Here is a 17,091-nt window from a genome sequence, read left to right on the forward strand (position 1 = left end):
CGGCTGCGCCAACTCGTCATGGCGCTGTTCATCGCCGCCATGCTCGGCTGCGCCAGCCTCATCACGGGCGCCTGGCTCAACGACCGCGCCATCGACGACAACCCCGGCCGCGCCCTGGCCACCGTCACCGGAATCTCCACCTTCCGCACAACCGTCGACTTCCGCGACAGCGACGGCATCTACCACTCCCCACCAACCGGACTGCTCTATCCCACCGGCCTCGGCGAAGGCCAGCGCGTCTGGGTCAACTACTCCACCGCGGACCCTGACCTGGTCAAAGTGGAAGGCCGCGCATGGACCCTCGCCATCATCCCCGCCCTCAGCCTGGCCGTGGTATCGGTCATCATCGCCGGACTATTGTGGTGGGCAGTGAGCTTCTTCACCCGACCCCGGTTCACCGAAAGTTAGCCAAGAATAAACTCCCCGATCAATGCCACGTTGCCTGAGGAAGGAACCATTGCCCGCATGCGAGTTGCGATAGTTGCCGAGTCCTTCCTCCCCAACGTCAACGGAGTCACCAACTCCGTCCTCCGGGTCCTAGAACACCTCCACCGGGAAGGCCACGACGCCGTTGTCATCGCCCCCGGCGCCCGAGAATTCCAAGAAGAAATCGGCGACTACCTCGGCTTCGAGATCATCCGCGTACCCACCGTCCGCATCCCCCTCATCGATTCCCTGCCCATCGGGATCCCCAACACCACCGTCGCCGACGAACTCCGCGCTTTCCAACCCGACATCGTCCACCTCGCCAGCCCCTTCGTCCTCGGGGCCGCCGGAGCCTTTGCCGCCCGCCAACTCCGCGTCCCGGCCGTGGCCGTCTACCAAACCGACATCGCCGGCTTCGCCACCAAATACCACCTCACCCCCCTCGCCACCGCCGCATGGGACTGGACCCGCACCATCCACAACACCTGCCAACGCACCCTCGCCCCCTCATCCCTCACCATCGCGGAGCTGCGCAAACACGGCATCCACCACGTCCGCCACTGGGGGCGCGGCGTCGATGCCGTTCGCTTTGACCCAAAGAAGCGATCCAACCGGCTACGCCGCGCATGGGACCCCAGCGGACGCCGAAACATCGTCGGCTTCGTGGGGCGCCTGGCCTCCGAAAAGGGCGTCCACCGCCTGGTCAGCCTCGCCAACCGACGCGACATCCAACTCGTGATCATCGGCGACGGACCCTCCCGCGAAGAACTGGAATCGCTCATGCCCTCCGCCGTCTTCACCGGAGCCCTCGAGGGCGAGGAGCTAGCCCAGGCCTACGCCTCCCTCGACCTCTTCGTGCACACCGGCGAATTCGAAACGTTCTGCCAGACGATCCAAGAAGCCCAGGCCTCCGGCGTTCCCACCATCGGCCCCCGAGCCGGCGGCCCCGTCGACCTCATCCAGGAACGCTACAACGGCCTGCTCCTCGACGTCGATACGTTCACCGCCAACCTACCCGCCGCCGCCGAATGGCTCCTCAACCCACAGCGACACGCACAACTTCGAACCAACGCCCGCACCTCCGTGCGCTCCAAGACCTGGGAATCTCTCTGCGACCAGCTCATGGGCTACTACACAGACGTACTCGAGGAATCCCAGCGCGTCCCGCTGACCTTCTTCGGCCCCCGCCCCGAACTTCCCCTCTGGGCCGCGAAGGCCCTGGGCGCGCGAGTGGCTTAAAGCAAGCTCTCGCCTAGACTCACAGTGTGGCTAAGGCAGACCTAGACAAAAATCCCTTCGACGTGGCCTCGATGTTCGACGCCGTCGGGGAAAAGTACGACCTCACCAACACCGTCCTCTCCTTCGGACAAGACCGCCGGTGGCGCCGCCGCACCCGCGAGCGACTCAACCTCAAACCAGGAGAAAAGGTCCTGGACCTCGCGGCCGGCACAGCTGTCTCGACCGTCGAGCTCTCCAAATCCGGCGCCTGGTGCGTGGCCTGCGACTTCTCCCAAGGCATGCTGGCGGCAGGGCGCGATCGGAACGTGCCCAAGGTCGTCGGCGATGGCATGAACCTACCCTTCGAGGACAATTCCTTCGACGCCGTCACCATCTCGTACGGCCTGCGCAACATCCACGACCACGAGGCCGCCTTGCGAGAAATGGCCCGCGTGACCAAGCCCGGAGGGCGACTCACCATCGCGGAGTTCTCCACCCCGGTCGTCCCGGTGTTTTCCACGGTCTACAAGGAATACCTCATGCGCCTCATTCCGCCGATGGCGCGAGCAGTCTCCTCCAACCCGGAGGCCTACATCTACCTGGCGGAATCCATCCGGGCCTGGCCGGGACAGGAAGAACTCGCCCGGCGCATCAATGCCAACGGCTGGTCGGAGGCGGGGTGGCAGAACCTAAGCCTCGGCATCGTGGCGATGCACTCGGCGCTAAAGCCGCATTCGCTAACAACTTAGGGTTCTGGGGGTGTCGCGAGGAGTCGGAGTTGTTAGCCAACGCGGGTTTCGGAGGGCAAACCCGCACTTCCTAACAACTCGAGGCTCCGGGGGTGTCGCGAGGAGTCAGAGTTGTTAGCCAACGCGGGTTTCGAAGGGCAAACCTGCACTTCCTAACAACTCGAGGCTCCGGGGGTGTCGCGAGGAGTCAGAGTTGTTAGCCAACGCGGGTTTCGAAGGGCAAACCTGCACTTCCTAACAACTCGAGGCTCTGGGGGTGTCGCGAGGAGTCGGAGTTGTTAGCCAACGCGGGTTTCGGCCCCGGCCCACAGCGGCGTATCGCGACGCACCTTGGACACTCCCCAGCCGGCGAGGCGCCAGGCGCGGGCGATGAGGTCGCGGTCGTCGTCAGTGACGAGGTTGCCCATGAGGCGAGCCGCCGCGGGCATGATCAGCGCGCCGATGGGTCCACGCAGGCCGAGCGGGCCGACGAGGGGGAGGAATCGGGGGTAGGTCAGTAGGCGGGCGGCGGTTCGGGCGAGGAGGAAGGCTTCGCCGTATTGTTCGCGGAGCAGGGCGGGCCAGGCGTGCGTGAGTGGGGCGGGGCCGAGGAGGTTGATGGCGAGTTCGGCGGTTTCGAGGCCGTAGTCGATTCCTTCGCCGTTGAGGGGGTTGACGCAGGCAGCGGCGTCGCCGATGAGTATCCAGTTGGGTCCGGCGACGTTGGAGACGGCCCCGCCGAGTGGGAGGAGGGCGGAGGCGACGGATTGTTCGGGGCCGAGTTGCCAGGTGTCGCGCTGTTGGGCGGCGTAGTGGGCGAGGAGTTTTTTGGTGTTCACTTTGGCGGGGCGCGCATCGGTGGAGAGGGCGCCGGCGCCGAGGTTGACGCGGCCGTCGCCGAGCGGGAAGATCCAGCCGTATCCGGGCTGGACTTCGCCGGTTTCGTCGCGGAGTTCGACGTGGGAGTGGATCCACGGTTCGGTGGAGTGGGGGGTGTCGCAGTAGGAGCGTGCTGCGATGCCGTAGACCTCGCCTTTGTGCCATTGGCGGCCGAGGAGTTTGCCGAAGGTGGAGCGCACGCCATCGGCGACGATGATCCACCGTGGGTGGACATGCTTATCGACGCCCCCGTGACTCACCGTCACCATCTCTACCGCACCGTCGGCCGCCCGTTGGGCGGCGACCGCCGTGGCACCCTCCCACAGGTGGGCGCCGCGTTGGACGGCGGTGCGGGCGAGGAGGGCGTCGAAAAGCTGACGGGGCATGGCGGAACCGACGGTGCCGAAGTGGCCCGCGGGCCACGGTGCGGTGACGGAACCGCCGAAGCCGTGCAACTTGAGGCCCTTGTTGTGATAATTGCCGGTGACCTGCTCGGATAGGCCGAGTCGGGTGAGCTGATGGATCGCGCGGGGAGTGAGCCCATCGCCGCAGGTTTTGTCGCGGGGGAAGGAGGCGGAGTCGATGAGGAGGACCTCATGGCCTGCCTCTGCGGCGTGAATCGCGGCCGCGGAACCCGCCGGGCCCGCGCCGATAACGAGGACATCACAGTCAATCACGCACCCCATTGTGGCATGTCGCCCGACCCCGGAGTGTGGTGGGAGGCATCTTTGGACTACGGTTGAATGCGATTATTTATCACCCTCTTACACGCGCGCAAGGACACTCGACAATGACCCACGGCACTACCCATCAGCCCCGTACCGCCGGGCACGTGGACCTGGGTGACGCCGAGCTCAACCAGCGCATCTCCGTCGGCCTGGGGGCTGTGGAGGAGCTGTTGGACGTCGAGCTGGCGAAGGGCGAGGACTTCCTCGTCGATAAGGTCATGCACCTGACCAAAGCCGGTGGCAAACGCTTCCGACCGATGATGGCGCTGCTGGCCTCCGAATACGGGCCGCACGCAGGCTCGGAAAACGTGGTCAAGGCCGCCACCGTCCTCGAACTGGTTCACCTGGCCACCCTCTACCACGACGACGTCATGGACGAGGCTGACCTGCGACGAGGCGTGCCCTCGGCGAATGCCCGCTGGACCAACTCGGTGGCAATCCTCGCCGGAGATATCCTCTTCGCCCACGCCTCCCGCCTCATGAGCGAGCTTGACGTGGCCACCGTCGCCCACTTCGCGCAGACATTCCAGGACCTGGTCACCGGACAAATGCGCGAGACCATCGGCGCCGAAGACGGTGACCCGATCGAGCACTACATGAAGGTCATCCACGAAAAGACCGGCGTGCTCATCGCCTCGGCTGGGCATTTGGGAGCCGTCCACGGTGGGGCATCTGCAGAACACGTCGATGCGCTGACCAGGCTCGGTGGTGCGATCGGCATGATTTTCCAGATCGTCGACGACATCATCGATATCTTCTCCGACCCCGCCGAATCCGGAAAAACCCCCGGCACCGACCTGCGCGAGGGCGTATTCACCCTCCCGGTGCTCTACGCGCTCGCCGAGGACAGCCCCGTGGGCGACCAGCTGCGCGCGCTGCTCGTCGGCCCGCTGACCACCGACGAAGACGTCGCCCTGGCATTGGAATTGCTGGAGCAGTCCACCGGACGCGCGCGAGCTCTAGCGGAAGTTCAGCGCTACCTCACGGAGGCCGAGACACAGATCGCCCGCCTACCCGAGGGGCGTGCCACCGAAGCCCTCAAATTGCTCACCGCCTACACCATGCGACGAGTAGGATAGCGCCCGGAATTGGTAGCTGAGCTGCCGATTTGCCTCGGGAGTGGTGCGGCATAGTAGAGTATTCAACGCACCTTCTGGTGCGCGCCAGGTTGCCCGAGCGGCCAAAGGGAGCGGACTGTAAATCCGTCGGCATTGCCTACAGAAGTTCGAATCTTCTACCTGGCACCACAAGAAAACCCATCATCCAGATAATTCTGGGCGGTGGGTTTTCTGCTGCGTGCCGGGTAGGTACCACAATGTGTCTGGCCCCGGCGTGCCGCACGGGTCATCTCTGTTGGATACCCACTGAGTCGATGAAAACCCGCACTTCCTAACAACTCGGGGGAGTTGGAGGGGCGATTTACCCCGGAGTTGTTAGGAAGTGCTGGTTTTGGGTTTCTCGTCGCTGTGCGCAGGCGTGGTGACGAGGGAATCGGACACCTTTGCTACTTAACTCGTGATCGCGACGCCCTGATCGCGACCGGAACGCCATTTCAGGGCAGTGGCGGCGCCAAAAGCCCAGGTCGCAATTGTGGGAGCGGCCAAAAGTCGCGAGGAGGGCGTCGCGATCACACAGCGCACGTATCGTGTGGACATGCCCGTCAACGTCAGCAGGATCGACCACCTCGTTCTCAATTGCGCCGATGTTGCCGTGACGGCCGCTTGGTTCCAGAGGGCGCTGGGAATGCAGGTCCAGCAGTACGGCGAGGGGCGGACTGCTCTGGTGTTCGGCGGGCAAAAGATCAACCTGCGGACCACAGGGGCCACCAATTGGGGAACGGCGAAGGTGGACGCTCCTGGCACCCTCGATATCTGCTTTGTTACGGAGCTGACGGTGGAGGAGTCGCTGGCGGCGTGGGAGGCGGCCGGGATTGAGATCCACGAGGGTCCTATCCAGCGCTCTGGGGCACTGGGGCCGATCACGTCCTTGTATGCCCGTGATCCAGATGGCAACCTCATCGAGGTGGCGCACTATGGCGCTGGGAGCACCGATGAAGTGCTTTAAAAGTACCCGACAATGAACTAGCAAAAACCGGCCTTAAGCTGGCGATTTGTGTAACTATTGTCGATCGGGTTAACCTTTGTGAGGCTTCAACGGAGCGGGGCAAGAGAAATCTGGCCCACAATTCCACAGAGGCTGTGCCCCCTTAGCTCAGTCGGCAGAGCGTTTCCATGGTAAGGAAAAGGTCGTCAGTTCGATTCTGACAGGGGGCTCTGTTGTTTTTATCCCGCGGTTGTCCGCCTGTGGCACAGGGGTGGAAGCGACGGCCATCTGGCGGTGTAGCTCAGTGGTAGAGCAAGCGACTCATAATCGCTGTGTCGCGAGTTCAATTCTCGCCATCGCTACCAGGGAGATCACTCCCACGATCACGCCGGAATTTGCGTTCTGGTAAGGTCACAACCGTGCTGCTGACAAGGCAGCCGTCCAAGGGGCGTAGTTCAATTGGTAGAGCAACGGTCTCCAAAACCGTAGGTTGCAGGTTCGAGTCCTGTCGCCCCTGCACTTGGAAGGTGGGCCGGTTCTGAGGTTTTCTCAGAGCCGGCCCATCTGCGTTAGTTCTTAATTTCGGGGTCTCTGGTAGGCTCTGGAAGGTCTTAATCACCAGAAACACCAGTGAAGTATTTTTCGAGGAGAGCTGTGGCTGAAGAACTGTCGAACCCGACCGGCGCTGGGGCAGCCCGCCCGACGGGCAAGCGTCAGCTGACCGGCAGCGGTGCTGGGACGACGACTACTTCTTCTTTCGAGGCGAAGAATGTTGCCAAGCCGGCGACGGATGATAGCGGCAAGCCGGGTGGCGGCGTTGCGGCGTTCCTTCCGGAGGTTGTCTCTGAGGTGCGCAAGGTCATTTGGCCGACGGCTCGCCAGATGGTGACGTACACCCTCGTGGTGTTTGCTTTCCTCATTGTGGTGACGGCGCTGGTGTCGAGCGTGGACTTCCTGGCCGGGGCCGGAGTTGAGAAGATTCTCTCCCCTTAGGTACAGTCACTTCTATCAAGCTTTTCTTCCCGCCGGACCCGCCAGGGTAAGGCGGGATTATTCGTTAGGATGGCCGCAAGTGGATCATCCTCAACCTGGGAGTATAAGAATGAGCGACGAGAACAACACTGAGGCTCTGGAGCCGACGGATTTCACTGAGTCGACCGCTGAGGTCGAGCAGTCGGAGGCTGAGCAGGCGGCTGCGCAGCAGGAGGAGGAAACTCTTGCTGCGGCGGCGGCTGCGTTGGGTGATACCGATGAGGAGGACGCGGAGGCTGCGTACAAGACGCGTCTGCGTGAGTACACGCGTGAGCTGAAGAAGCAGCCGGGTCAGTGGTACATCATTCAGTGCTACTCGGGGTATGAGAACAAGGTGAAGACGAACCTTGATATGCGCGCTCAGACCCTGGAGGTCGAGGAGTTCATCTACGACGTTGTTGTTCCGATCGAGCAGGTCGTGGAGATCAAGGATGGCAAGCGTAAGACGGTGAAGCGCAAGCTGTTGCCGGGTTACGTGCTGGTCCGCATGGAGCTCAATGACGCCGCATGGTCGGTGGTTCGCGATACCCCGGGTGTGACCAGCTTCGTGGGCAACGAGGGGAACGCGACTCCGGTGAAGCACCGGGACGTCGCAAAGTTCTTGATGCCGAAGGAGCCGACCCTGGAGGGTGAGGTGGCCACCGCCAACGCTGATGGCGAGATGGTCATCGCGATGCCGGAGGAGCAGGCGAAGCCGGCGCACTCCATTGACTTCGAGGTGGGCGAGGCCGTCACGATTCTTACTGGCGCGTTGGCCTCGGTGTCCGCGACGATTTCTGAGATCGATCATTCGACCGGCAAGATCCAGGCTCTGGTGTCGATCTTTGGCCGTGAGACCCCGGTGGAGTTGACCGCCGATCAGATTGAGAAGGTCAACTGACCTGGATTTGAGTTGCTGACCTCGGGTGCCGTATGATTGGCGTCCGCGTGTGCCGCACGATTGTCGCACGCCCATTAACTCATAATCCCCGGTGGCCGAGATACGCGAAGACCCAGTGCGTTAGAAGCTGGTAGCGGGGCTCGGCATCCGGACGGGAACTGTCATCATCGTGGCGGTTGTCCCGGTAACACGGAAGAAGGTAATTCGATGGCTCCCAAGAAGAAGAAGGTCACTGGCCTGATCAAGCTGCAGATCGATGCAGGTGCTGCTAACCCGGCTCCTCCGGTCGGCCCGGCCCTTGGTGCTCATGGTGTCAACATCATGGAGTTCTGCAAGGCGTACAACGCTGCGACTGAGTCCCAGCGTGGCAACGTTGTCCCCGTCGAGATCACTGTCTACGAGGATCGCAGCTTCGATTTCAAGCTGAAGACCCCGCCTGCTGCCAAGCTGCTGCTCAAGGCTGCTGGCCTGCAGAAGGGCTCCGGCGTTCCGCACACCCAGAAGGTGGGCAAGGTCACCATGGCTCAGGTCAAGGAGATCGCGGAGACCAAGAAGGAAGACCTCAACGCTCGTGACATCGAGGCTGCTGCCAAGATCGTCGCTGGTACCGCCCGTTCCATGGGCATCGAGGTCGAGGGTTAGTCCCTCACTCAATACACGTGGCAGGGCCAGCTCCGGCCCGTTGACCACCCAACTCCTTAAAGAACAGGAATTGCACAATGAGCAAGAAGTCTAAGGCGTACAAGGCAGCCGCTGAGCTGGTCGACAAGGGTCGTCTCTACGCTCCGATCGACGCCACCACGCTGGTCAAGGAGACCTCCTCCAAGAACTACGATGCTTCGGTTGAGGTTGCTATCCGCCTCGGCGTTGATCCCCGCAAGGCTGATCAGCTGGTTCGTGGCACCGTCTCTCTGCCGCACGGCACGGGTAAGACTGTCCGCGTTGCCGTTTTCGCTGCTGGCGAGAAGGCTACTGAGGCTGAGGCTGCTGGCGCTGACGTTGTTGGCACCGATGAGCTGATCGAGCAGATCAACGACGGCAACATCAACTTCGATGTCGCTATCGCCACCCCGGATCAGATGGCCAAGGTTGGCCGCGTGGCTCGCGTCCTCGGCCCTCGTGGTCTCATGCCGAACCCGAAGACCGGTACCGTCACCAACGATGTTGCTAAGGCAATCTCTGAGGTCAAGGGCGGCAAGATCTCCTTCCGCGTGGATAAGGCTGCTAACTTGCACGCCGCCATCGGTAAGGCTTCCTTCGATGAGAAGGCTCTGGCTGAGAACTACGGCGCCCTCATCGAGGAGCTGCAGCGCATCAAGCCGTCCTCCGCGAAGGGTATCTACATGAAGAAGATCACCCTGTCTTCCACCTCCGGCCCGGGCATCCCGGTTGATCCGTCGGTGCAGAAGAACTGGACCGGCGAGGCCTAATCGCCTGCTGCTTTTCGACGACCCCGTGGGTACCGCTGTGCGGTACCCACGGGGTTTTCTTTTTGCTTGTGAGCCTTGACAGGCTCTCGTTGGCTACTTTAAGGTCTTTTCTCAGGCCCGAACAACAACGACCAAGAAACCGAAGGAGGAGCCACCGTGTCATATGACCGCATGATTTTTTTGCAGTCTCAACAGGCGAGCCCTCCTATCGGTGATTGAGTTCTCCGCGGCTTCTATTAGCCCCCGATAGCGAGGATGTTCGCCGGCCCTGACCATGCAGGGCGGACACTCGTATCGCGGTGGCCTTTTTTTATGGCTCTCGCCTTGTCCGCTCTGTCCCATTTTTCAGACATGACAAGGAGGAGCACTATGTCTCCCCGAAGGCGCTCCAAGGCGCCGACCCTGCGCAATCTGCACACCCGTCGTCCGAAGGTTGAGATCTTCGCGACGGTGATCGAGCAGGGCACCATTGACCAGGCCAAGGCCCTGGCTTCTCTTCCCTTCGTGTACCCGCACGTTGCTCTCATGCCCGACGCGCACGTCGGCATGGGCTCCGCGGTGGGCACCGTGTTCGGCACGATCGACGCCGTCATCCCGGCGGCGGTCGGCGTGGACATCGGCTGCGGAATGATCGGCGTCCGCACGACGTTCACGGCCGCCGACCTGGAGGGACGTGACCTCACCCAACTGCGCGACGCCATCGAGGCCTCCATCCCGCTGTCCCCGGGCAACTACAACGATTGGGCCCTGGCGGGCACGACCGCTGACGTGCGTACCCGGGAGCTGTCCACCTTGGCGGAGGCGACGGGCGTCGACCTGTCGCACTCCCCGAAGTGGCGCCAGCAGCTCGGATCTTTGGGCGGCGGCAACCACTTCATCGAGCTCTGCCTCGACGAGGAGGACACCGTGTGGATGTTCCTGCATTCCGGCTCCCGCGGCGTGGGCAACAAGATCGCTCAGCAGCACATCCGGGCCGCTCAGGAGCATTGCGCCAAGCACTGGATCCGCCTGCCGAACGCGGACCTGGCCTACCTCGTAGCCGGCACTCCCGAGTTCGATTCCTACCTGGCGGACCTGGCGTGGGCGCAGCGCTTCGCCTGGCTCAACCGGGAGGAAATGATGGATCGCTTCCGCGCGGCGCTGGCCGATTTCCTCGGCGCGGAGGTCGTGGAGCAGGAACGCATCAACTGCCACCACAACTACACCGTCAAAGAGGACCACTATGGCCGCAACGTGTGGGTCACGCGCAAGGGTGCGGTCCGGGCCGCGGAAGGTGACTCTGCGTTGATCCCCGGATCGATGGGCACCGCCTCCTACGTCGTCGACGGTCGCGGCTACCCGCCTTCCTTGGCGAGCGCGCCGCACGGGGCGGGGCGTCGGTTGTCCCGGACGCAGGCGCGGGCTGCGTACACCGCCGAGGACTTGGCGGAGCGGATGACGGGTATCGTCTACCGCCCGGGTAATGCCTGGGTGGATGAGATCCCCGATGCCTACAAGGACATCGACCAGGTCATGGTGGATGCCGAGCCCCTGGTGAAGGTGCGGCACCGGCTGCGCCAGGTGCTCAACGTCAAGGGGACGTAAAAAGAATCGCCGAAGGGCCGGCTCCGCGGAGCCGGCCCTGGAGGCAGATTACTGTTACTTGGCCACGGGGTCGCGGCGTCCGAGGCGGACCTTCTTCACCTCGCGGACGGCCTCGACGTCGGAATCCTTGAAGCCGAAGAACCAGGTGAGGACGAAGGACACGCCCAGCGCCACACTCGAGGCGATGAGGAAGCCCCAGAAGCTGAAGTCCAGGCCGTCGGGGTTAACGAAGGACGTGAACCCGATGAGCGAGCCGGTGAAGCCCCACATGTTGACGTTGAACAGGCCGGTGAGCAGACCACCGCAGGCGCCGCCGATGGAGGCCATGATGAACACGCGGCCATACTTGAGGTTGACACCGTACATGGCGGGCTCGGTGACACCACAGAACGCGGAGATGGCGGCCGGGCCGGAGATGGCCTTGATCTTGTCCAGCTTGGTCTTGAGGAACACGGCGAGGACCGCGCCACCCTGGGCGACCATCGTCGCGGAGATGATGGCGTTGAGGTAGGAGTTGCCCTGGGAGGCGATGTCCTGGGCGACGAGTGGGATGACGGCCCAGTGGAGGCCGAAGATGACCAGCGACTGGTAGAAGGCGCCGATGAAGGTGCCGGAGATGGTCGGGGAGAGATCGTAGAGCCCCTGGATGAGGTTCGCGATGCCGGTGGAGATGAACATGACGATGGGGCCCAGGACCAAGATGATGGCCAGGGAGACGATGATGACCTCGGCCAGCGGCAGGAAGATCATGCGGACCGTATTCGGGATGACCTTGCGCAGCCAGGGTTCGACGATGCTGGCCAGCCATGCGGCGACGATGATCGGGAAGATCGAGTAGGTGTAGCTCGCCATGTGCAGCGGGATGCCGAAGAAGTCGGAGTTGAGCGACATGCCGAGGATGGAGTTTTCGCCCTCGGTGGAAGCCATCTCGACCAGTGCTGGGTAACAGAGCACACCGCCGATGATGGAGACGATGATGGGGTCCGCCCCGAGTCTGCGGGCGGCGGTGAAGCCGACGAAGATCGGGAGGAAGAAGAACACCGCGTCGCTCATCGCGTTGATGATCTGGAAGGTGTTCGACGTGTTGGTGATGACATCGAAGGTGAGCAGCAGGGACAGGATGCCCTTGATGATGCCGGAGGCTGCCAGCAGGCCGATGATGGGGATCATCGAGCCGGTGATCACGCCGATGAGCTCGGAGAACCCGTACTTGATCCAGCCGACCGCGGTGGTGGGCTTTTCCCGTTCCTCGCCGCCGTCGTCGATGGGGGCGTCACCGCCGCCGATCTGTGCGGTGATGGCGTTGTAGACGTCTTCGACGTCGGGGCCGATGACCACTTGGTACTGGCCGCCGGCCTTGACCACGTCGATGACGCCGTCGAGGTCGGCCACGTGGGCGTCGTCGGCCTTGGATTCGTCCTTGAGGTAGAAGCGCACGCGGGTGATGCAGTGCGTCACGCTGCGGACGTTCTCGGCTCCGCCGATTCCGTCGATGATGTCCCAGGCGGTGGCGTCGAATCCGGTGAGGTTGGCGGGTCGTTGCGTATCGACGTCCGCGTTACCCTGCGTTGCCACGTCCGTCGCCGCCGGTGCGGCGGCCTCCGCCGCGAGGGGGAAAGCCTGCGCCACTTCGGCGCCGAGCTCGGCGGGGCCGGTGGTCACGTCGAGGTGGTCGAGCTTCTTCTTCGTGTTGGTGACGATGACGACGGTGGTCGTGGACTTGCCAGCCTCGACGATGGTGTCCACGTCCATGGTGGCGACCTTGTCGCCGGCGGTGACCTCATCGCCCTTGGCGACGTCGATAGTGAAGGGGCGGCCCTCCAGCTCAACGGTGTCGATGCCGAGGTGGACGAGGAACTGCATTCCGTCGGCAGTCTTGAAGCCGATGGCGTGGCCGGTCTTGGCCACCATGACGACGGTTCCGCTAATGGGAGCGACAACGTCCCCGCCGGGGGTATCGGCGATGCCGAAGCCCTCACCCATCGTCTTCTTAGCGAAAACGGGATCAGGGACATCTTCAATGGGAATGATCGTTCCCTTAATGGGGGACAGGACTGAAACTGTCTCGCTCATGATTCTCCTTTAATCAAGGCCAGTGCCTGGTAGGGCAGTAAATTCAAGGTCGGGGAGTCGGGTGTGGATAGGTCTCCGGGGTAGTTGTTGATGAGGATGCGGGAATGAAGGAAATCTGCGGGTAGTTCGATGCTCGTCGGCTCCTGGGTGAGGTTGCAGGCCACAAACACGGAGTCACGCAGGTAGGCGTAGACGTGGTCGTGGTCCAGATTCCAGGCCTGATAGGAGCCGTCAGCGATATCGGGAATCTCGCGCCGGAGGCGGAAAAGTTCTTGGTAGTGGCGGAAAATCCGGCCCTCAGCCAGCTCGTCGCGCACGTTAATGCGGTCCTGGTTGGTGGGCATGAGCCACGGAGTGCCGGTGGTGAAGCCGGCGCCGGGGGAATCATCCCACTGCATGGGGGTGCGCGAGTTGTCGCGCGCGCGGGCGGCGACGATGGCGAAGGCATCGTCGGAGGTAGCACCGGCGTCGACAAGCAAGCTGAACGCATTGCGGGCCTCGACATCAACGTAGGACCCAATGCCGGCGTATTCGGGATCGGTCATGCCGATCTCCTCGCCCATGTAAATGAAGGGCGTGCCGCGCAGGAGGTTGATCATCGTGGCCAGCATGGTGGCGGATTCGACGCGCCACGTGTGTGCGTCACCGAAGCGGTCGAGGGCGCGGGGCTGATCATGATTGTTGAGGAACAGGGCGTTCCAGCCGCCGCCATCTTGCATCCCTTCGGCCCACTCGTTGAGCTTGTGCGCCAAAGCCATCGGCTCGAAGGGGGCCAGCGCCCACTTCTGGCCCTCGGGGTAGTCCACCTTGAGGTGGTGGAAGCTGAAGACCATGTCCAGCTCGCGGTTATCGGGGCGCGAGTAGGACACACAGCGGTCGATGGTCGTCGACGACATCTCGCCGACGGTGATGTGCTCCGGGATTGATCCGAAGGACGCCTCATTGAGCTCGTGGAGCCATTCGTCGACGTGCTCGCCGTCGGTGTACATGACGCGGGGATCCACGCCCGCCGGGGAGGAACCCAAGTCCTCGTCTTTGGAAATGAGGTTAATCACGTCGAAGCGGAAACCCGTGACCCCCTTATCCGCCCAGAAATTGACGATGTCCGCCATTTCCCTCCGCACCTCTGGGTTACGCCAATTGAGGTCGGCCTGAGTGACATCGAAAAGGTGCAGGTAGTAGTCGCCGGTATCGCCGAACGGGGCCCACGCATCGCCACCAAACTTCGACTCCCAGTTGTTGGGCAGACCACCATCAGGGCCGGGCGGGCGAATGAAGTAGTAATCGCGGTACTTCTGCTCGCCCGCCAGAGCGCGCTGGAACCACTCGTGCTCGGTGGAGGAGTGGTTGAGCACCATGTCGAACATGACCCCGATGTTGTGGGACGCTAGGGCGGCGATAAGCTCCTCGAGGTCCTCCATCGTCCCCATGCTCGGGTCGATCGCCCGGTAGTCTGCGACGTCGTAGCCATTGTCGCGCTGGGGTGAGACGAAGAAGGGGTTGAACCAGACCATGTCCGGGCCCAGCTCGGCGATGTAGGGGACGCGCTGGATCAATCCGCGCAGGTCACCGACCCCATCGCCATCGGAGTCCTGAAAGGACTTCGGATAAATCTGGTAGACCACTTTGTTACGAAATGACATAGTGCAGGGGAAACCCTTTCAGATCCGTCTACTGCCGCCCCAACCGCGCGACAAGCCTTCCCTTTCACCGTAATAAGATTGCCAACGCAATGTAAGGGCAAATATGCACAATCCCCCGAAACGTGTCCGGCACCGCACGGCGATTTGGACAACCGCGGGCAGTCCGCTAACATAACCTTCCGAAGTTTGAACGGCCCTAAAAGCCGAGCTCAAGTTTCACCGAAGACCGTCGGTCATCCGAAAGGATCGAAGGAGCCCAGGCGACTGGGACGGCCTACGCAGGAGACACTTTTGAGCCTCTTACCTCCTCGTGGGGAAGACGCGCCCTGTGCTCTTGCACGGGGCTTTTTCCATGGTTAGCCCAGTGTGGTTAGCCCAGGGATGAAGCTCCGGCGGATCAACACGACACGTAATTGGAAGGAGGCGAAGTAATGGCAAACGCTAAGAACCAGGCCGAGCTCGCAGAGCTCAAGGCTAAGTTCGACGAGGCATCCTCTGTGGTCCTCACCGAGTACCGTGGCCTGACCGTTGCGCAGATCTCTGAACTGCGCGGCGCTCTCGGCTTCGACGTCCAGTACTCCGTCGCCAAGAACACCCTGATCAAGCTCGCTGCCCAGGAAAAGGGCATCGAGGGTCTTGACGATCAACTCACCGGCCCGACCGCCGTTGCCTTTATCAAGGGCGAGGCAGTCGACGCCGCAAAGGTGATGAAGAAGTTCGCCGATGAGAACAAGGCGTTCATCGTCAAGGGTGGCTACATGGACGGCAACGCACTGTCTGCCGACCAGGTGAAGGCCATCGCCGAGCTGGACAACCGCGAGACCACTCTCGCGAAGCTGGCTGGTGCCATGAAGGGCAACCTGGCAAAGGCCGCAGGCCTGTTCAACGCTCCCGCTTCTCAGGTCGCACGCCTCGGCGCTGCGCTCGCAGAGAAGAAGGAAGCTTAAGTCGCAGGTTCCTGCGCACCCACAACCCCACAATTTTTATCGGACCCGGAAGGGTTCACAGAAAGGATGGCCATCATGGCTAAGCTCACCAAGGACGAGCTCATTGAGGCTTTCAAGGAGATGACCCTGATCGAGCTCTCCGAGTTCGTCAAGGAGTTCGAAGAGGTCTTCGAGGTCACCGCTGCTGCACCGGTCGCCGTTGCTGCTGCAGGTGCCGCTGGCGGCGAGGCTGCCGCTGCTGAAGAGCAGTCCGAGTTCGACGTCATCCTCGAGGATGCCGGCGCCAAGAAGATCGGCGTCATCAAGGCTGTCCGCGAGCTCGTCTCCGGCCTGGGCCTGAAGGAAGCTAAGGAGCTCGTCGAGGGCGCACCGAAGGCTGTCCTCGAAGGCGCTTCCAAGGAAGACGCTGACGCTGCCAAGGCAAAGCTGGAAGAGGCTGGCGCAAAGGTCACCCTCAAGTAATTCCTTGCTTTTCGACGCCCCCGTGCACTGCTTCACAGCAGCGCACGGGGGTTTCGCGTTGCCTGCCCTGCGTCCCCCCCCTGACCCCGACCCCCTGATCCCGACCGGAACGCCATTTCGAGGCTGCAGCGGCGGTGAAAGACCAGGTCAGATTTCTCGGGCGACCTAAAAGTCGCGAGGAGGGCGTCGCGATCACGAGTGATTCTGTGCCATTATGGTGCAAAGACTCCGCCCTACATCGACAGCGTAACTATTCGAGGAGCCCACCATGGCCGACAAACAGACATCAAACGGACCACTAATCAAAGCCCTGATCGTGTTCTTCCTCGGGTTAGCCAATGGCATCTTCCTTGGCCTGCGCTATGACAGTTGGCCCTCATTTGTTGGCTTCCTCATCGTCGGCTTCGTCGTCGCATGGCTCGTCTACATGGTTGGTCGCCGCGCGGAAGCTCGTTAACCCGCACGGAGCTAGGAAGTTCGGTGGGCAATTGACAGGGGATCCTCTTGCAGGTGGGCGTAAGAATTTTCCCGCTCGGGTGTTTCTTACACACTGGTTTGCTTCAGTTGTATTGGCGTGGACCTGACACCTTCGGACTGATCAATGCCGTCACGTTGGCGTTGGCGATCATTTTTCTTGCTCTCTTCGGGGTTGCCACCGTCGCAAGCGTCCTGACGTTCAGGGCTCCGGCCTGGCTTTTGGTGGGGCTGATATGCGTCGGAGTGGTTACTGCCGCTGTCGGAATTTACTATCGCATTGAAACTCCCGATGGCATCCTCACTCCCGCGCTCATTCCGCTAGGGGTAGGGGTTGTTCTGGCCGAGCTGGCTGTGTTGATAGATCGCCACGTGAAGAAAGTGGCGAGGACGAGGTCTGTCAACCCCCGGGCTTTGTAGAGTCTGGAAATTTGATAGCTCGTCCAACAGCACCCATGGCTGCAAGTTGAGGGCAAGCGACATTCGGCATGCCAGTGCAAGGTCTGCGGCACCGATCAGTTGCGAGACCGCATACCCGCTGTCC

General features: G+C 62.2%; 16 protein-coding genes and 4 tRNA genes. 17 read left to right on the forward strand and 3 right to left on the reverse strand.

Annotated elements, in window-relative coordinates; genetic code table 11:
* The first annotated feature begins 18 nt into the window (after nucleotides 1–18).
* From CTEST_RS01780 to CTEST_RS01790, 3 genes are read left to right on the forward strand one after another with little or no spacing between them, the layout of a single operon-like run.
* Nucleotides 19–408: a DUF3592 domain-containing protein gene (locus CTEST_RS01780; protein WP_047254149.1), complete on the forward strand. Its 390-nt coding sequence runs from the start codon at nucleotides 19–21 to the stop codon at nucleotides 406–408.
* A gap of 57 nt (nucleotides 409–465) precedes the next feature.
* Nucleotides 466–1,665: a glycosyltransferase family 4 protein gene (locus CTEST_RS01785; protein ID WP_047252279.1), complete on the forward strand. Its 1,200-nt coding sequence runs from the start codon at nucleotides 466–468 to the stop codon at nucleotides 1,663–1,665.
* Nucleotides 1,666–1,691: 26 nt separating this feature from the next.
* Nucleotides 1,692–2,393 carry a demethylmenaquinone methyltransferase gene (locus CTEST_RS01790; RefSeq protein WP_047252280.1) on the forward strand — a complete coding sequence of 234 codons (702 nt, stop codon included), beginning with the start codon at nucleotides 1,692–1,694 and terminating at the stop codon, nucleotides 2,391–2,393.
* Nucleotides 2,394–2,671: 278 nt separating this feature from the next.
* Here CTEST_RS01790 and CTEST_RS01795 read toward each other — a convergent pair whose 3' ends face one another.
* Nucleotides 2,672–3,937 (reverse strand): geranylgeranyl reductase family protein, encoded by a 1,266-nt coding sequence (locus CTEST_RS01795; protein WP_047252281.1) that lies wholly within the window; start codon nucleotides 3,935–3,937, stop codon nucleotides 2,672–2,674.
* Between the two features lie 104 nt (nucleotides 3,938–4,041).
* Here CTEST_RS01795 and CTEST_RS01800 point away from each other — a divergent pair, with 104 nt between their 5' ends.
* The 11 genes from CTEST_RS01800 (at nucleotide 4,042) to CTEST_RS01850 (ending at nucleotide 10,948) form a co-directional block, all read left to right on the forward strand.
* Complete coding sequence (locus CTEST_RS01800) at nucleotides 4,042–5,058, forward strand: polyprenyl synthetase family protein (RefSeq protein WP_047252282.1); 1,017 nt, start codon at nucleotides 4,042–4,044, stop codon at nucleotides 5,056–5,058.
* A gap of 83 nt (nucleotides 5,059–5,141) precedes the next feature.
* Nucleotides 5,142–5,226, forward strand: a tRNA-Tyr gene (locus CTEST_RS01805).
* 406 nt (nucleotides 5,227–5,632) lie between these two features.
* Nucleotides 5,633–6,043: a VOC family protein gene (locus CTEST_RS01810; protein ID WP_047254150.1), complete on the forward strand. Its 411-nt coding sequence runs from the start codon at nucleotides 5,633–5,635 to the stop codon at nucleotides 6,041–6,043.
* Nucleotides 6,044–6,179: 136 nt separating this feature from the next.
* Nucleotides 6,180–6,252 (forward strand) — tRNA-Thr (locus CTEST_RS01815).
* A gap of 60 nt (nucleotides 6,253–6,312) precedes the next feature.
* Nucleotides 6,313–6,387 (forward strand) — tRNA-Met (locus CTEST_RS01820).
* 79 nt (nucleotides 6,388–6,466) lie between these two features.
* A tRNA-Trp gene (locus tag CTEST_RS01825) sits at nucleotides 6,467–6,539 on the forward strand.
* A gap of 137 nt (nucleotides 6,540–6,676) precedes the next feature.
* Nucleotides 6,677–7,015 (forward strand): preprotein translocase subunit SecE, encoded by a 339-nt coding sequence (gene secE / locus CTEST_RS01830; RefSeq protein WP_047252283.1) that lies wholly within the window; start codon nucleotides 6,677–6,679, stop codon nucleotides 7,013–7,015.
* A gap of 109 nt (nucleotides 7,016–7,124) precedes the next feature.
* Nucleotides 7,125–7,934, forward strand: coding sequence for a transcription termination/antitermination protein NusG (gene nusG / locus CTEST_RS01835; protein ID WP_047252284.1), 810 nt, complete (start codon nucleotides 7,125–7,127; stop codon nucleotides 7,932–7,934).
* 207 nt (nucleotides 7,935–8,141) lie between these two features.
* Nucleotides 8,142–8,576, forward strand: coding sequence for a 50S ribosomal protein L11 (rplK, locus tag CTEST_RS01840; RefSeq protein WP_047252285.1), 435 nt, complete (start codon nucleotides 8,142–8,144; stop codon nucleotides 8,574–8,576).
* A gap of 77 nt (nucleotides 8,577–8,653) precedes the next feature.
* Nucleotides 8,654–9,364: a 50S ribosomal protein L1 gene (gene rplA / locus CTEST_RS01845; protein ID WP_047252286.1), complete on the forward strand. Its 711-nt coding sequence runs from the start codon at nucleotides 8,654–8,656 to the stop codon at nucleotides 9,362–9,364.
* A 369-nt stretch (nucleotides 9,365–9,733) separates the two neighbouring features.
* Nucleotides 9,734–10,948, forward strand: coding sequence for an RtcB family protein (locus CTEST_RS01850; protein ID WP_047252287.1), 1,215 nt, complete (start codon nucleotides 9,734–9,736; stop codon nucleotides 10,946–10,948).
* Nucleotides 10,949–11,002: 54 nt separating this feature from the next.
* Here the strand turns inward: CTEST_RS01850 and CTEST_RS01855 are convergent, their stop codons facing one another.
* Together CTEST_RS01855 and CTEST_RS01860 are read right to left on the reverse strand one after the other, a co-directional pair.
* Nucleotides 11,003–13,021: a glucose PTS transporter subunit IIA gene (locus tag CTEST_RS01855; RefSeq protein WP_047252288.1), complete on the reverse strand. Its 2,019-nt coding sequence runs from the start codon at nucleotides 13,019–13,021 to the stop codon at nucleotides 11,003–11,005.
* The gene (locus CTEST_RS01860) at nucleotides 13,018–14,664 is read right to left on the reverse strand and encodes an alpha,alpha-phosphotrehalase (protein WP_047252289.1); all 1,647 of its coding nucleotides are present in this window, start codon (nucleotides 14,662–14,664) and stop codon (nucleotides 13,018–13,020) included. The genes CTEST_RS01855 and CTEST_RS01860 overlap by 4 nt, the downstream gene beginning before the upstream one ends.
* Before the next feature lie 431 nt (nucleotides 14,665–15,095).
* Here CTEST_RS01860 and rplJ point away from each other — a divergent pair, with 431 nt between their 5' ends.
* The 3 genes from rplJ to CTEST_RS01875 all read left to right on the forward strand — a co-directional run bounded on the left by rplJ (nucleotide 15,096) and on the right by CTEST_RS01875 (nucleotide 16,530).
* On the forward strand, nucleotides 15,096–15,611 hold the full coding sequence (gene rplJ, locus CTEST_RS01865) for a 50S ribosomal protein L10 (RefSeq protein ID WP_047252290.1): 516 nt from the start codon (nucleotides 15,096–15,098) through the stop codon (nucleotides 15,609–15,611).
* A 75-nt stretch (nucleotides 15,612–15,686) separates the two neighbouring features.
* Nucleotides 15,687–16,073 (forward strand): 50S ribosomal protein L7/L12, encoded by a 387-nt coding sequence (rplL, locus tag CTEST_RS01870; protein WP_047254151.1) that lies wholly within the window; start codon nucleotides 15,687–15,689, stop codon nucleotides 16,071–16,073.
* 268 nt (nucleotides 16,074–16,341) lie between these two features.
* Nucleotides 16,342–16,530 carry a hypothetical protein gene (locus CTEST_RS01875; protein WP_047252291.1) on the forward strand — a complete coding sequence of 63 codons (189 nt, stop codon included), beginning with the start codon at nucleotides 16,342–16,344 and terminating at the stop codon, nucleotides 16,528–16,530.
* The last annotated feature ends 561 nt before the right edge of the window (nucleotides 16,531–17,091 follow it).

Origin of the sequence: Corynebacterium testudinoris, assembly GCF_001021045.1 — a bacterium.
Taxonomy (GTDB): Bacteria; Actinomycetota; Actinomycetes; order Mycobacteriales; family Mycobacteriaceae; genus Corynebacterium; species Corynebacterium testudinoris.

What these genes read in the sequence shown, in the direction of transcription:
- CTEST_RS01780 (WP_047254149.1), top strand. Translation starts at nt 19, where the DNA reads ATGGCGCTGTTCATCGCCGCCATGCTCGGCTGCGCCAGCCTCATCACG.
- CTEST_RS01785 (WP_047252279.1), top strand. Translation starts at nt 466, where the DNA reads ATGCGAGTTGCGATAGTTGCCGAGTCCTTCCTCCCCAACGTCAACGGA.
- CTEST_RS01795 (WP_047252281.1), bottom strand. Translation starts at nt 3,937, where the DNA reads ATGGGGTGCGTGATTGACTGTGATGTCCTCGTTATCGGCGCGGGCCCG.
- CTEST_RS01800 (WP_047252282.1), top strand. Translation starts at nt 4,042, where the DNA reads ATGACCCACGGCACTACCCATCAGCCCCGTACCGCCGGGCACGTGGAC.
- CTEST_RS01810 (WP_047254150.1), top strand. Translation starts at nt 5,633, where the DNA reads ATGCCCGTCAACGTCAGCAGGATCGACCACCTCGTTCTCAATTGCGCC.
- nusG (WP_047252284.1), top strand. Translation starts at nt 7,125, where the DNA reads ATGAGCGACGAGAACAACACTGAGGCTCTGGAGCCGACGGATTTCACT.
- rplK (WP_047252285.1), top strand. Translation starts at nt 8,142, where the DNA reads ATGGCTCCCAAGAAGAAGAAGGTCACTGGCCTGATCAAGCTGCAGATC.
- rplA (WP_047252286.1), top strand. Translation starts at nt 8,654, where the DNA reads ATGAGCAAGAAGTCTAAGGCGTACAAGGCAGCCGCTGAGCTGGTCGAC.
- CTEST_RS01850 (WP_047252287.1), top strand. Translation starts at nt 9,734, where the DNA reads ATGTCTCCCCGAAGGCGCTCCAAGGCGCCGACCCTGCGCAATCTGCAC.
- CTEST_RS01855 (WP_047252288.1), bottom strand. Translation starts at nt 13,021, where the DNA reads ATGAGCGAGACAGTTTCAGTCCTGTCCCCCATTAAGGGAACGATCATT.
- CTEST_RS01860 (WP_047252289.1), bottom strand. Translation starts at nt 14,664, where the DNA reads ATGTCATTTCGTAACAAAGTGGTCTACCAGATTTATCCGAAGTCCTTT.
- rplJ (WP_047252290.1), top strand. Translation starts at nt 15,096, where the DNA reads ATGGCAAACGCTAAGAACCAGGCCGAGCTCGCAGAGCTCAAGGCTAAG.
- rplL (WP_047254151.1), top strand. Translation starts at nt 15,687, where the DNA reads ATGGCTAAGCTCACCAAGGACGAGCTCATTGAGGCTTTCAAGGAGATG.
- CTEST_RS01875 (WP_047252291.1), top strand. Translation starts at nt 16,342, where the DNA reads ATGGCCGACAAACAGACATCAAACGGACCACTAATCAAAGCCCTGATC.